The sequence below is a fragment of the Ruegeria sp. AF1 genome (assembly GCF_056542125.1).
Window position 1 is genome coordinate 1 of the sequence record NZ_JBQFZG010000006.1, and the last position, 13,128, is coordinate 13,128.

Genomic DNA, 13,128 nt, shown 5'->3' on the forward strand with positions numbered 1-13,128 from the left:
ACCCATTTGGTCTTGCGGAGCGGGGCGAGGCAGGCGGCGAAGGCCGCGGGATCGGCCAGTCTTTTCAGATCACCGAAGAACTGAAGCTGCCCTGCCTTGTGCAGCGCCGACGGCCCTTCCAGGGGTTTTGTCAGAAGAACTTGGCTTGAGGCGGGCAGGGCGGTTGCGCAGCTTTTGCCCATGACCAATCCTGCCTCTTTCAAGTGTTTCAAATCCAGTCCCGAGATTATCCGCCTCGCAGTGATGCTGTACATCCGTTTCCCGCTCTCGCTTCGGAATGTCGAAGACATGTTGCACGAGCGAGGCATCGACGTGAGCCACGAAACTGTCCGGTATTGGTGGAACAGGTTTGGCCCAGTGTTTGCTGCTGAAATTCGAAGAATGCGTGTTCAGCAATTGAGAGCATACTGCAAATGGAAGTGGCGCGTAGACGAAGTTTTCGTGAAGGTGAATGGCAAGCGGCATTACCTTTGGCGGGCTGTGGATCATGACGGCGAGGTGCAGGAGGCCGTTGTTGCCAAACGCAGAAACAAAGCTGCGGCGCTGAAATTCCTCAAGAAATTGATGAAGCGACATGGTAAGGCGGAAACCGTCGCCACGGGTCGCTTCGCATCGTACCGGGCCGCTCTCAGAAAGCTTGGCTCTACCGAAAAACAAAGGACGGGTAGGTGGCTCAACAACCGCGTCGAGAACTCGCACCTGCCTTTCCGACGAAGAGAACGCGCGATGCAGCGTTTCAGGCGCATGCAAAGTTTGCAGAAGTTCGCCGCCGTCCACGCGTCCGTCTACAACCACTTCAACCAGGAAAGATCGCTAGCCAGCCGAGACAACTTCAAGTTGACACGCACCGCCGCTCTCGCCGAGTGGCGTCAGCTTTGTTCTGGATAGGTTCGTGGTTTCTGCGGCAAACTGAGACTGGTTCGAATTCGTCTGACAGCACCGCCACTCATACCGTCTTTGCTCTGAGTTTTTTGCAGTGAATTGTGCTGCCGTTCCGGTCGGATGCCGACAGCATCCCGACCAGAGATGACGCGATGTACGCTGCGTCCCAGTCATCCACCCAGTCCATGTGAAGTTCAGTTAGGCTGGCCTGATTTCACATTCAGCGAAACACCCGGTCAGTGAAAAAACACTGAAATTGAAAGTAAGTTATATTGTGCCTAGAGCTTTTGCCGGAGGTACGCATGAAACTGACATCCTATTCCAACTATGCGCTGCGGTCTTTGCAGTTGGCAGCGCTCAAAGCTCCGGATCGCATTCGCGTTGATGATGTCGTGAGGGTGCACGGCCTTGCCCGGCCGCATATCGTAAAAATCGTGCATGAGTTGGGTCGGGCCGGTTATCTGGAAACAGCACGCGGCAGAGGCGGCGGTTTCCGGTTGGCCAAACCGGCGGAACAGATCAAAATCGGCGATGTAATTCGCCTGACCGAAGGCCCCCTGGATGTGGTCGAATGCTTTAACCCTGAAAAAAACACCTGCCCTTTGATCGGGATATGTAAATTGTCCCAAGCGATCCAAAAGGCAACAGGGGCTTTCATGGCTGTGCTTGATGATCTGACGCTGGCTGACATCGCCTCGAACAGAAACGAGTTGTTGAACCGTATCGCGCCGATTGAGGAGGGCATTGTGGCACCCATGCGGAACGCAAGATGACAATTTTGGACTGGACTGAGCGATTTCACGGGACAAGCCGCCTTCCGAAGGCTGTGCGTGAAAGGTTACGTACGGCGGCCCGTATTGTGCGGTGCCCAAAAGGCGCTCAGGTATTCGGCCCTGACAACGTCCCCGACAGCCTGTTGTTCTTGTATGACGGACGGATCCGCGTTTCTCAAAGTTCGGATTCGGGCCGCGAGATCGTGCTCTATCGGGTCGAGGCGGGGGAAAGCTGTGTGCTGACGACGGCCTGCATGCTGGCAGAAGAAGCATATAACGCTGAAGGTATTGCCGAAACCGACGTAACGGCGGTGACCTTGCCGAAACATGCCTTCGATCGTCTGGTCTCGGAGGAAGACGCATTTCGCGAGTTTGTATTCGAGGCCTACTCGCGCCGGCTGATTGATCTGTTGCGGGTGGTCGATGACGTGGCATTCGGGCACCTGGATATTCGCCTGGCTGAACGTCTTCTGGTTCTGGCCGGGGGGCGGGAAGACATTCAGGCAACGCATCAGCAACTTGCCAGCGAACTGGGCACCGCGCGTGAAGTCGTATCGCGGATTTTGCAGGACTTTCAAAAGCGCGAGATGATTACCCAATCGCGGGGGCGCATTACGATAACCGACAGGGCGGCTTTGGAACAGTTGGCTCAAAGCACCTGACCATTTCGGGAAATTTTCCGGTTTCGTGACTTTGTCACTGAAGTCGGGGTTTCAAAGTTATATTTACTCCTCAACTTTTCATGCCGCCATAGCGATTGCAGGTCTCACGCGAAGGCCGGATGAGGGTTGGCAGAAACGGAGGAGACAAAGATGGATGACCGCAATCCCGCCCGGACATTCGGCGGCATCGCCATTGCGTTGCTTGTTGCTGCTTTGGTCGGCGCGGCTGGCAGTTACATCTTTCTGATGTCCGGGCACGGGCATCGCCAGGGAATGACCGGTGAGCGGGCAGAGCATCGTCATGGTGCAGACGGGCAAGGCCACGACGAGGTCAACATGCCGGGGCTGAGGGGCGAGAACGCGACGCCCGAGGAAAGCGCCGAGCTGGCTGTGATGTTCCGCAATTTCGATACGATCACACGCGAGGTTGAAAACCTTCCCAACGGTATTCGCACTGTCACAAGATCTTCCGACCCGGATGTCATGGATGCTCTGGTCTCCCATGTTGCCGGGATGATCGATCGGGTGGGCCGCAAGGATGATCCAATGATCATTATTCAGAGCCCGACCCTCGACATATTTTTCGACCATGGCGACAAGATCACCTCAGACATCGAAGTGACATCCGAAGGGATCGTAGTGATGCAAACATCCGACGATCCGGAAATAGCCAAAGCCATGCATATCCATGCGGCCGAAGTGAGCGCGATGGCGGATCGCGGCATGGACGCCGTCCACGAAATGATGATGACACGCGGCGGAAACGGGTAACGGATCCGCGCCAGTTAGGAGGCAAGATCATGAATGATCAGAAGTCTATCGAGATACACAACCAAAAGATGGCCGACGCGATAGCGACGCCGATTGACAGCTACCCGGTGGATCTGAGCGTGAAGCCCGATGTTCAGGGTTTTTACGACGAGGCGACCGCGACAATCAGTTATATTGTTGCGGACCCGACCTCGAATGCCTGTGCGATTATCGACAGTGTCATGGATATCGATTATGCCGCTGGCCGCATTACGTTTGGCCATGCCGACATGCTGATTGCCGAGGTTGAGAAGAGGGGCCTCAAGCTGGAATGGATCATTGAGACCCACGCCCATGCCGACCACCTGTCAGCCGCGCCTTACATCCAGAAAAAGCTGGGCGGCAAGATCGGCATCGGTGAAAACATCAAGATCGTGCAAGACGTGTTTGGCAAGATCTTCAATGAAGGCACCGAGTTTCAGCGGGATGGCAGCCAGTTTGACGCCCTGTTCGTCGATGGCATGACCTACAAGATCGGCAACATGACCGCCTTTACCATGCATACGCCGGGCCACACTCCCGCCTGCATGGTGCATGTTGTCGGGGATGCAGCCTTTGTGGGCGACACGTTGTTCATGCCTGACGGTGGCTCGGCGCGGGCCGATTTCCCCGGGGGCGACGCGGGGACGTTATATGACTCGATTCACAAGGTGCTCAGCCTGCCGGACGAAACCCGGCTATTCATGTGTCACGATTATGGTCCCAACGGGCGTGACATCCAGTGGGAAACCACGGTGGCCGAGGAGAAGGCCCACAACATTCACGTGGGCGGCGGCAAGACAAGGGACGAGTTCATCAAAATGCGGTCCGAGCGCGACGCGACGCTGGCAATGCCGACACTGATCGTCCCCTCGATTCAGGTCAACATCCGGGCGGGCGGCATTCCAACGGACCAGGACGGGAACCAGATGCTCAAAGTCCCAGTCAACAAGCTCTGAACGCAAGAGGCACCCATGGACATCAGAAAGATATCAGGCGCAGTTTCGGTGTCGCCGCAGATTACGCCAAGTGACATCGAGGCCATAAAAGGCGCGGGCTTTCGTGCCATCATTTGCAACCGTCCCGATGGCGAAGGTGCCGATCAGCCGACTTTCGAGGAGATCGAGGTAGCTGCGGAAAAACTGGGTCTCGAGGTGCGCTATGTTCCAGTGCAAACCGGGATCGTCAGGGACGAGGACGCCGAGGCCTTTGGCAGCGCGCTGACCGAGTTGCCGGGTCCGGTTCTGGCCTATTGCCGGACCGGCACGCGCTCGGCCACTTTGTGGTCGTTGAACGAGGCGGCGCACAAGCGTCCGGTATCCGAGATCCTGTCAGCCACCAAGGTCGCCGGTTATGACATGAGCGGCGTCGCCCGCCGCATTGCCAATGGTGGGAAAACGCCGACCGACACGGGCGACGCATCCTTCGACGTGGTTATCGTGGGCGGTGGGGCTGGCGGTATTGCCACTGCGGCCAGCCTGCACGCGCGCAAATCCGACCTGTCGATTGCCATCATTGATCCGTCTGACGTGCATTATTATCAGCCCGGCTGGACGTTGGTGGGCGGGGGCGTCTTCTCCGCAGAACAGACCGCCAAGACGATGGGATCCCTGATCCCGCGCGGGGTGAAGTGGATCAAGGCGGCAGTTGCTGCCTTCGAGCCGCTGAACAATGCCGTTATTCTGGATGGCTGTCGCGTGGTGAAATACGACCGTCTTGTCGTGTCTCCGGGGCTCAAGCTGGACTGGAGCGCGGTCGAAGGGCTGGAAGAAACCTTGGGCCGCAACGGGGTGACCTCGAACTACCGCTATGACCTGGCGCCCTACACCTGGCAGCTTGTCGAAGGGCTTAAGGAGGGCCGGGCGCTGTTCACGCAGCCGCCGATGCCGATCAAATGCGCGGGTGCGCCACAAAAAGCCCTATATCTGTCGGGCGATGCGTGGTTCCGGCGCGGCGTTCTGAAGGATATCGACATCCAGTTCATGAACGCTGGCGGTGTGCTGTTCGGGGTCAAGGACTATGTCCCGGCGCTGATGGAATACGTCAGAAAATACGACGCCTCGCTGAATTTCTTTCACAATCTGGTGTCGGTAGATGGGGCGGCGAAAAAAGCGACCTTTAAGGTTGCAGTGCCCGACGCCGAGCCGGATTTGGTCACAGTCGAGTTTGACATGATGCATGTCTGCCCGCCACAGGTCGCGCCGGACTTTATTCGCGTGTCGCCGCTGGCGGACGCGGCGGGCTGGGTCGATGTTGATCAGGCGACACTGCGCCACAAGAACTTTGACAATATCTGGTCGCTGGGCGACGTGATGAACGCGCCCAACGCCAAAACCGCAGCGGCGGCGCGTAAACAGGCACCGACCGTGGCCGATAATATCGTGGCAGACATTCAGGGCCGCGGCCCGGTTGCCGCCTATGACGGCTACGGCTCGTGCCCGTTGACGGTCGAGCGTGGCAAGATCGTTCTGGCCGAGTTCGCTTATGGTGGAGTGATGACACCCAGCTTCCCGAAATTTCTGATCGACGGAACCAAACCCAGCCGGTTGGCGTGGCTGCTGAAAGAGAAACTGCTGCCGCCGATCTACTGGTCCGCGATGCTGAAGGGCAAAGAGTGGTTGGCCAAGCCCGAACCACTGAAGGTGGCGACCGATTGACACCTCTCGAAACTGACACCGGAAGAACCGATTTAAGTTCTGGTCTGTTCCGCCTTCACCAAATGTGCGACGGGCCACGGTATGGCGGTCAGAGCCTCCCGCGCTCTGGCCGCCGCTTTCTCAGGACGTGAACCCATGCAGAGCCTTTTACGTTTCCTTCCTATTCTTGACTGGGGTCGCCAGTATAGCCGGGCGTCGCTGTCGAATGATCTGATCGCGGCTGTGATCGTCACGATCATGCTGATCCCACAGTCCTTGGCCTATGCCTTGCTGGCAGGGCTGCCGCCTGAGGCCGGGATCTATGCTTCGATTCTACCGATCATCCTTTATGCAGTTTTTGGCACCAGCCGGGCGTTGGCGGTGGGGCCGGTGGCGGTTGTGTCGCTGCTGACAGCCAGCGCCGTGGGGCAGGTGGCCGAGCAGGGCACGGCCGGATACATGGTGGCGGCACTGACACTGGCTTTCCTGTCGGGTGGGATTCTGGTGCTGCTGGGCGTTTTTCGACTGGGCTTTCTGGCCAATTTCCTCAGCCATCCTGTCATCGCAGGCTTCATTACCGCGTCGGGTGTCCTGATTGCGACCAGCCAATTAAAGCACATTCTGGGTGTCAGCGCCCATGGGCATACCCTGCCAGGGATGCTGGGCTCAATCTTCGAAAACCTTGGGCAGACCAATTGGCTAACGGTAATCATCGGCGTGCTGGCCACTGCGTTCCTGTTTTGGGTGCGCAAGAACCTCAAACCCGCGTTGCGGCGCATGGGGGTGACACCCCTGCTGGCTGACGTGCTGACCAAGGCCGGACCAGTTGCTGCCGTGGTGGTGACCACAGTTGTCGTCTGGGGGTTCGGGCTGGATGCGCAGGGCGTCAAGATCGTCGGCGACGTGCCTCAGAACCTTCCGCCGCTGACTTTTCCGGGGCTGTCCTCGGACCTCATCGGTGCATTGCTGGTACCAGCGATCCTGATCTCGATCATCGGTTTTGTCGAAAGCATCTCGGTTGCGCAGACGCTGGCTGCCAAGAAACGCCAGCGCGTGGACCCCGATCAGGAGTTGATCGGTCTGGGCGCAGCCAACCTGGGCGCGGCATTTACCGGCGGCTTTCCGGTCACCGGCGGGTTCTCACGCTCGGTCGTGAACTTCGATGCGGGGGCGGAAACCCCGGCGGCAGGCATATATACCGCTGGTGGTCTGGCGATTGCCGCGCTGTTCCTGACACCGCTGGTGTACTTTTTGCCCAAGGCCACCCTGGCCGCGACGATCATTGTTGCGGTGTTGAGCCTTGTGGACATGTCGATCCTGAAAAAGACCTGGGGATATTCGCGCGCCGATTTTATCGCCGTAGCCGCCACCATCGTTCTGACTTTGCTGGCCGGGGTCGAAACCGGTGTGGCCAGCGGCGTGGCGATTTCGATCCTTCTGCATCTCTACAAAACCTCGCGCCCGCATGTGGCCGAGGTCGGGCTTGTGCCGGGCACGCAGCACTTCCGCAATATCAATCGCCACAAAGTCGACACCGAGCCGTCACTGGTGACGCTGCGGGTGGATGAAAGCCTGTATTTCGTGAACGCCCGTTTCCTCGAAGACCTGATCCAGGCGCGAGTGACCGAGGGCTGCGAAATCCGCAACGTGGTTTTGATGTTCTCGGCGGTGAACGAGGTCGACTTTTCAGCCCTCGAAAGCCTTGAGGCCATTAACCACCGCCTGCGTGACATGGGCGTTGGTCTGCACTTGTCCGAAGTCAAAGGCCCCGTCATGGACCGCCTGAAACAGTCGCATTTCCTCGACGACCTCAACGGGCAGATCTTTCTCGCCCAGTACGACGCATGGCAGCGGCTGACCGCACCGGAGAGGGTAACATCAGCGGCAGAGTAACCAGAGCCGAATTAGGGCCAGAATCCCGTGAGAAGTTCCGATGCGGGCTTAATACTCGGGTTCACCTTGAATAGGTGGGCTGCCTTGGGCCGCACTCATTTGCATTCCGGAAGTGGTTTACTTCGACGTCAGATCAATAATGCAACGTAGCGAAATCGAATGGAAGCGCATCAAAGCTTTGCCAGATTTGCTCGCAATACTGGGACTGAGCAACTGCAAAACGAAACATCCTGATTGTCAGTTCCTGTGAAGGAAGTGTGCTGTCAGCGCGTTGAAGCTGACCTGTTGCCAGGGACGCAGCAACCAGAGAATGAGGTAACCAGGCAACGCCAATTCCATTGATGGCATATTGTTGCATCGCAAATGTCAGGGCCGTTTCAGCTCTGGTCACAAGTGTGGTTTCCTCTGGTAATCGCGGCGCGATTTTCCGAGCGAAAACTTGCCCCAGAAACACATCGGACGGATAGCCTATGACCGGAAGTGCCGCGCTGGTGATTTTGTTGCGAACAGAGGGTGCGCAAACGGGAATCAAAATGTCCGCGCCAAGTGTCTTGGCTTCGAATGCGTCACCAACACTGCTTATTTCGTCGCCCGGGATCGAATACATGATCGCGAAATCAACCTGTTTTGAGATCAGGTTCAACAGACATTCGTCCTGGTTCCCTGATCGCACGTGAATTGGGATATCGTCATTCTCGGTCAGCGTTTGCACGATCCTTGGCGATATCGTTGTCGTCAAAGCATGTTGGCACACAAACGACAGTGATTTCCCGGTTTGGTCATTCGCTGTCTTCAGCACATGTCGCAGTTTGTGCAGCCGCGTACTAAGCTCTCGCAGTTCGGGCTCTAATGACTGAATGCCAGGCATAAGAGATACTGGCTTGCGGCGGCGGTCAAACAGGGTGGCTCCGATGCTGTTTTCGATAAGCCGTATCCGCCGGGTGAAGGCAGATTGAGTGAGAAGCCGCTTCTCAGCGGCTCGTGTCAAGGAACCGCTATCCAAAACAGCCAATATGTCATCGATCCATTCCAAGCGCATGGGGTTTAAATAAACTAAGGACGTCTAACATGCAACTTTTGCAAGTTATGAGTTGAATTGTGAATTAGATGCACGGCTTGAGGGATGGTAAATTGCCGAAATTCAATGTTAGGAGCCTCCACATGCATCTCGCCCGCTTTCCCCGTGTGCATCTTGCCCATCTGCCGACGCCGTTGGAACCGATGAAGAGGCTGTCCAAAGAACTGGGGGTGGAAATCTGGATCAAACGCGATGACTGCACTGGTATGTCGACCGGTGGCAACAAGACCCGCAAACTGGAATTCCTGATGGCCGAAGCTGAGGCGCAGGGCGCGGATATGGTCATGACGCAAGGGGCAACTCAAACCAACCACGGCCGACAGACAGCCGCTTTTGCAGCCAAGCTGGGATTTGATTGCCATATTCTGCTGGAAGATCGCACCGGTTATCAGGACGGAAACTACAACACCAACGGCAATGTCCTGCTGGATCACCTCCACGGTGCAACCACCGAGAAATTTCCCGGCGGGCATGACATGCCGGCCGAGATGGAAAAAGCAGCAGAAAAGAAAAGGGCAGAGGGGCGCAACGTCTACCTCATCCCCGGTGGTGGATCAAATCCGACAGGTGTCCTTGGCTATGTGAACGCAGCTTTTGAGCTTTTGGGCCAAGCCAACGACCGCGGTTTAAGAATTGACCGGCTGGTGCACGCGACCGGCTCTTCGGGAACGCAGGCGGGGTTGGTGACCGGTATGTGCGCCATGAACGCGAAGGTGCCGGTTTTGGGGATCGGGACCCGGGCGCCCCAACTTAAACAAGAACAGATGGTTTACGATCTTGCCTGTAAAACAGCCGAGAAGCTGGGATGTGCAGGCGTCGTGAACCGCGAAGACGTGATGGCCAATACAGATTACGTCGGACAGGGTTACGGCATGCCTACCGAAAGTGGTATCGAGGCAATCCGGATGTTCGCCGAGCTGGAGGGGATACTTTTGGATCCCTGCTATTCGGCAAAAGGTGCGGCAGGTCTTATTGATCTCGCACGCAAAGGCGAGTTCCGGGACCAGCGAGTCGTATTCCTGCATACCGGCGGTGCAGCGGCGCTGGGGGGGTATGACTTTGTGTTTGATCATCAGAACCGCTGGGTCAATATCTGACCAATGACGCGGGCCCCGATCGGTATTCTTGGTGGCATGGGCCCTGAGGCGACTATCCTCCTCCAGCGCAAGTTGGTGGAGACTGTGCCAGCAGACGACGATCGCGACCATATCCCGTTGTTGATCGATATGAACCCGCAGGTGCCGTCTCGTATTGCTCACCTGATTGACGGAACGGGCGCGGATCCGGGGCCTGTCCTTGCCGCGATGGCACGTCGTCTTCAAGCCACCGGGGCTGTGGCCTTGGCTATGCCGTGCAACACAGCACATTACTATGCTGCTGCGATTACGGATGCCGCGACTATTCCCTTGTTGAACATGGTGGAACTGGCAGTGGATCGTGCCGACCGGACAATCGGACCGGGTGGGTGTATCGGGATGCTGGCGTCGCCCGCGCTGCGGCGCGTAGGTCTTTTCGACACCGCGTTTTAAGCGCGGGGAATGTCAGTTGTCTGGCCAGCAGATGAGGGCAAGATGCTTGCGGCCATCCGCAGGATCAAGGCCGGTGATCCTTACAATGAGGCACGCGAAACTCTGAATACCGTATCTGCGGAACTGATTGGTGCCGGGGCAGATATGCAACTTATCGCGTGTTCAGAGCTGTCGTTAATCGCCGACAGTGTCGCCGCGGACGTAAGAGCTGTTGATACGATTGACCTGTTGGTTGATGCGATCATCGCGTTTCCCAAGCAAATCGCACCCACTCTTGATCCTGCTGAAAGTGGGGCAAGTGATAAGGCTGGAAGGCAGCGCTGCTGTGCAGTTGTGATCGTTGATCGTCTAGCAGATCACCTCAGCGCATAACAAATGGGTTCGACATCGGTTTGTCCGATGTATTCAGCCAAACGGTCTTGGTTCGCGTGTAATCGTGAATGGCCTCCAATCCCGATTCCCTGCCATAACCGGATTGATTGAAACCGCCAAAGGGCGCGATGGGTGAGACGGCGCGGTAGGTGTTGATCCAGCAGATGCCCGATTTCAGGCGTGATGAAACACGGTGAGCACGGGCGACATTTTCGGTGAAGATGCCCGAGCCAAGCCCGAACGGCGTGTCATTGGCCAGGGCGATTGCCTCTTCTTCAGTGTCGAAGGGCAGCAAGGACATGACGGGGCCGAACATTTCCACCTTTAGGGTCTCCGTCTCGGCATTGGTGCATTCCACCAGCGTTGGGGCCATGAAATAACCTGACCGATCCAGTGGCGCGCCACCGAAACGAATACGTGCACCCTGTTCCTTGGCCTTGGCCAGCGTCGTCTGAATTCTGACAATCTGGGCTTTTGTGCACAGCGGGCCAATGTGTGTTTCAGGTTTCAATGGATCACCGATGACAATGCCCGTCATCTTTTCTTCAATTTTGGCGATTAGGGATTCCATAAGGGGGCGATGGATCAGCCCGCGCGATCCTGCGACGCAGCTTTGACCCGAAGCGCCGAAATTACCCGCGATCAGTCCGTTGGCCGCACCATCCAGATTGGCATCATCGAAAACTATGATCGGGGATTTTCCACCCAATTCCAAAGTGGTTACAGCAAAGTTTTCCGCCGAGTTGCGCACCACATGGCGCGCCGTTTCCGGCCCGCCAGTAAACGCGATGCGGTCCACGTCAGGGTGTCGGGTGAGAGGGATCGCACAGTTCTCGGCGTCCCCGGTAATGACGGAAACGACGCCGGGTGGGAATCCCGCTTTGTCAATCAAGCGGGCGAATTCCAGCATTGGGGCGGGCGCAATCTCTGATGCCTTCAGCACAACCGAGCAACCCGCGGCAAGAGCCGGCCCAAGCTTGGTAGCCGTCAGAAACATCTGCGCGTTCCAAGGGACAATTGCGACTACCACGCCAATGGGCTCGCGCCGCGTAAAGACATGCATGTCCGGTTTGTCGATCGGCAGGACCGCGCCTTCGATTTTGTCCGCCAGCCCCGCATAGTAGCGATAATAATCGCCGACATAAGCCGTTTGGGTCGCGGTTTCCGCCAGCAGCTTGCCGCTGTCCTTCGTCTCGACCTCGCCAAGGCGTCCTGCGTTCTGTTCGATCAGTTCCGCAAGCCGGAACAACAGTTTGCCACGCGCGGTTTGCGTCATGTCCCGCCACGCCGGATCGTCAAGTGACTGGCGCGCTGCAGAAACGGCGCGCTCTACGTCTTCGGGTGCGGCGCAGGCGAAACTGGCCCATTCCTCGCCCGTCGCGGGGTTCAAAGAGGTCATCACTTGCCCACGTGCCCCTTCGGTCCAAGTGCCGTCGATAAAAAGCTGGAAATGTGGCTTATGGTGCATTGCGGCCCCTTACTGAAACTTTGGCATTACATCGTCGATGAAACGGGCAAGCGATGCGCGTTTGCGTTCGAAGCTCATGCCGCTGTCGATCCAAAACGAGTATTCATCATATCCAAGGTCTTCATAGCGTTTCAGACGCTCTGTTACCCCGTCCGCCGTGCCGATTGTCAGATCGCGCACAAGGTTTTCGGGTGCCATCATTGCGTTGGCTGCCATTTCTTCTTCGGTCAGAGCCTGAATCAATCCCTGTCGGACTGGTCGCTTGTTTTGGAACCACGCGCCGAAATAGTTGTAGAACCGGGACAAATCCCGCGCAGCCTGATCCAGTTCAGCGTCATCGCGCCCGACATAGGTGTGGTGAAGCAGCATGATCTTGGGGCGCGCTCCGCCGTGATTGGCGCAGGCGGTCTCAAAACGGGTCATCAGTGTCTCGATTTCTTCGATGCCTTGCCAGAGCGGGGTGACCTGAATGTTGAACCCGTTCTGAACGCCGAACTCGTGGCTGTTCGGATCCCGCGCGGCAATCCAGATGGGTGGCCCGCCGAGCTGCACCGGCTTTGGCGCCGAACTGGTGGCGGGAAACTGAAAGAACGCTCCGTCATGCGCGCAGTCGCCTTCCCACAATTTGGGCAGCAGAGGAGCGATCTCTCGCATTCGCTGACCGGCGGTCCATGCGTCCAGACCGGGCATAAGCCGCTCATATTCATAAGAGTAGGCACCGCGCGCTATGCCCAGTTCGATCCGGCCACCGGTCATGATATCCGCCGCGGCTGCCTCTCCCGCCAGTTTGATCGGATGCCAGAACGGTGCGATCACAGTGCCGGTGCCAAGGCGCACGTTTTTGGTATGATGCGCGATGTCCACCAGCGACATCAGCGGGTTGGGTGCGATGGTGAAATCCATCCCGTGGTGTTCACCGGTCCAGACCGCACGCATCCCTGCCTGATCAGCCATCTTGCACAGCTCGATGAACTCTTCATACAACTTCTCATGCGACTCTTCGGGGCCCAGCCGTTCCATATGGGCAAAAAGGGAAAACTCCATTC

General features: G+C 57.3%; 13 protein-coding genes and 1 pseudogene. 10 read left to right on the forward strand and 4 right to left on the reverse strand.

All coding sequences use genetic code 11. From position 1 onward, the window contains the following. Window positions 1-122: pseudogene (locus ACR0BK_RS10385) on the reverse strand (IS91 family transposase); the annotation flags it as partial. 58 nt (window positions 123-180) lie between these two features. Between ACR0BK_RS10385 and ACR0BK_RS10390 the strand changes: the two are divergent. The 7 genes from ACR0BK_RS10390 to ACR0BK_RS10420 all read left to right on the forward strand — a co-directional run bounded on the left by ACR0BK_RS10390 (window position 181) and on the right by ACR0BK_RS10420 (window position 7,635). Then, entirely contained in the window at window positions 181-888 is a 708-nt protein-coding gene (locus ACR0BK_RS10390) for an IS6 family transposase (protein ID WP_209504914.1), read from the forward strand. Window positions 889-1,184: 296 nt separating this feature from the next. Beyond that, window positions 1,185-1,655: an Rrf2 family transcriptional regulator gene (locus tag ACR0BK_RS10395; protein ID WP_480476276.1), complete on the forward strand. Its 471-nt coding sequence runs from the start codon at window positions 1,185-1,187 to the stop codon at window positions 1,653-1,655. Next, the gene (locus tag ACR0BK_RS10400) at window positions 1,652-2,317 is read left to right on the forward strand and encodes a Crp/Fnr family transcriptional regulator (protein ID WP_480554582.1); all 666 of its coding nucleotides are present in this window, start codon (window positions 1,652-1,654) and stop codon (window positions 2,315-2,317) included. Before ACR0BK_RS10395 ends, ACR0BK_RS10400 begins: the two co-directional genes overlap by 4 nt. A gap of 150 nt (window positions 2,318-2,467) precedes the next feature. Then, window positions 2,468-3,088, forward strand: coding sequence for a hypothetical protein (locus ACR0BK_RS10405; RefSeq protein ID WP_480554583.1), 621 nt, complete (start codon window positions 2,468-2,470; stop codon window positions 3,086-3,088). A 92-nt stretch (window positions 3,089-3,180) separates the two neighbouring features. Continuing rightward, window positions 3,181-4,065, forward strand: a complete 885-nt coding sequence (locus ACR0BK_RS10410) for an MBL fold metallo-hydrolase (RefSeq protein ID WP_480554722.1) — start codon at window positions 3,181-3,183, stop codon at window positions 4,063-4,065. A 15-nt stretch (window positions 4,066-4,080) separates the two neighbouring features. Next, entirely contained in the window at window positions 4,081-5,763 is a 1,683-nt protein-coding gene (locus ACR0BK_RS10415) for a bifunctional protein tyrosine phosphatase family protein/NAD(P)/FAD-dependent oxidoreductase (RefSeq protein WP_480554584.1), read from the forward strand. A gap of 135 nt (window positions 5,764-5,898) precedes the next feature. After that, on the forward strand, window positions 5,899-7,635 hold the full coding sequence (locus ACR0BK_RS10420) for a SulP family inorganic anion transporter (protein ID WP_480554585.1): 1,737 nt from the start codon (window positions 5,899-5,901) through the stop codon (window positions 7,633-7,635). 133 nt (window positions 7,636-7,768) lie between these two features. Here ACR0BK_RS10420 and ACR0BK_RS10425 read toward each other — a convergent pair whose 3' ends face one another. Next, window positions 7,769-8,674 (reverse strand): LysR family transcriptional regulator, encoded by a 906-nt coding sequence (locus tag ACR0BK_RS10425; RefSeq protein WP_480554586.1) that lies wholly within the window; start codon window positions 8,672-8,674, stop codon window positions 7,769-7,771. A gap of 122 nt (window positions 8,675-8,796) precedes the next feature. Here ACR0BK_RS10425 and cuyA point away from each other — a divergent pair, with 122 nt between their 5' ends. The 3 genes from cuyA to ACR0BK_RS10440 are packed head-to-tail and all read left to right on the forward strand — an operon-like array spanning window position 8,797 to window position 10,614. Continuing rightward, window positions 8,797-9,810 (forward strand): D-cysteate sulfo-lyase, encoded by a 1,014-nt coding sequence (cuyA, locus tag ACR0BK_RS10430; protein ID WP_480554588.1) that lies wholly within the window; start codon window positions 8,797-8,799, stop codon window positions 9,808-9,810. 3 nt (window positions 9,811-9,813) lie between these two features. Continuing rightward, window positions 9,814-10,242 carry a cysteate racemase gene (gene cuyB / locus ACR0BK_RS10435; RefSeq protein WP_480554590.1) on the forward strand — a complete coding sequence of 143 codons (429 nt, stop codon included), beginning with the start codon at window positions 9,814-9,816 and terminating at the stop codon, window positions 10,240-10,242. 42 nt (window positions 10,243-10,284) lie between these two features. Further along, window positions 10,285-10,614, forward strand: coding sequence for a hypothetical protein (locus ACR0BK_RS10440; RefSeq protein ID WP_480554591.1), 330 nt, complete (start codon window positions 10,285-10,287; stop codon window positions 10,612-10,614). Here the strand turns inward: ACR0BK_RS10440 and ACR0BK_RS10445 are convergent. Together ACR0BK_RS10445 and ACR0BK_RS10450 are read right to left on the reverse strand one after the other, a co-directional pair. Beyond that, the gene (locus ACR0BK_RS10445) at window positions 10,604-12,082 is read right to left on the reverse strand and encodes an aldehyde dehydrogenase (RefSeq protein WP_480554592.1); all 1,479 of its coding nucleotides are present in this window, start codon (window positions 12,080-12,082) and stop codon (window positions 10,604-10,606) included. The two genes, ACR0BK_RS10440 and ACR0BK_RS10445, sit on opposite strands and share 11 nt — an antisense overlap. A 9-nt stretch (window positions 12,083-12,091) precedes the next feature. Next, the gene (locus tag ACR0BK_RS10450; protein ID WP_480516447.1) at window positions 12,092-13,126 is read right to left on the reverse strand and encodes an LLM class flavin-dependent oxidoreductase; all 1,035 of its coding nucleotides are present in this window, start codon (window positions 13,124-13,126) and stop codon (window positions 12,092-12,094) included. Window positions 13,127-13,128: the final 2 nt, after the last annotated feature.

Excerpts from the sequence above, each read along its gene's own strand:
- cuyB (WP_480554590.1), top strand. The coding sequence starts at position 9,814 with ATGACGCGGGCCCCGATCGGTATTCTTGGTGGCATGGGCCCTGAGGCG.
- ACR0BK_RS10395 (WP_480476276.1), top strand. The coding sequence starts at position 1,185 with ATGAAACTGACATCCTATTCCAACTATGCGCTGCGGTCTTTGCAGTTG.
- ACR0BK_RS10405 (WP_480554583.1), top strand. The coding sequence starts at position 2,468 with ATGGATGACCGCAATCCCGCCCGGACATTCGGCGGCATCGCCATTGCG.
- ACR0BK_RS10420 (WP_480554585.1), top strand. The coding sequence starts at position 5,899 with ATGCAGAGCCTTTTACGTTTCCTTCCTATTCTTGACTGGGGTCGCCAG.
- ACR0BK_RS10440 (WP_480554591.1), top strand. The coding sequence starts at position 10,285 with ATGCTTGCGGCCATCCGCAGGATCAAGGCCGGTGATCCTTACAATGAG.
- ACR0BK_RS10450 (WP_480516447.1), bottom strand. The coding sequence starts at position 13,126 with ATGGAGTTTTCCCTTTTTGCCCATATGGAACGGCTGGGCCCCGAAGAG.
- ACR0BK_RS10415 (WP_480554584.1), top strand. The coding sequence starts at position 4,081 with ATGGACATCAGAAAGATATCAGGCGCAGTTTCGGTGTCGCCGCAGATT.
- ACR0BK_RS10390 (WP_209504914.1), top strand. The coding sequence starts at position 181 with ATGACCAATCCTGCCTCTTTCAAGTGTTTCAAATCCAGTCCCGAGATT.
- ACR0BK_RS10425 (WP_480554586.1), bottom strand. The coding sequence starts at position 8,674 with ATGCGCTTGGAATGGATCGATGACATATTGGCTGTTTTGGATAGCGGT.
- ACR0BK_RS10445 (WP_480554592.1), bottom strand. The coding sequence starts at position 12,082 with ATGCACCATAAGCCACATTTCCAGCTTTTTATCGACGGCACTTGGACC.
- ACR0BK_RS10400 (WP_480554582.1), top strand. The coding sequence starts at position 1,652 with ATGACAATTTTGGACTGGACTGAGCGATTTCACGGGACAAGCCGCCTT.
- cuyA (WP_480554588.1), top strand. The coding sequence starts at position 8,797 with ATGCATCTCGCCCGCTTTCCCCGTGTGCATCTTGCCCATCTGCCGACG.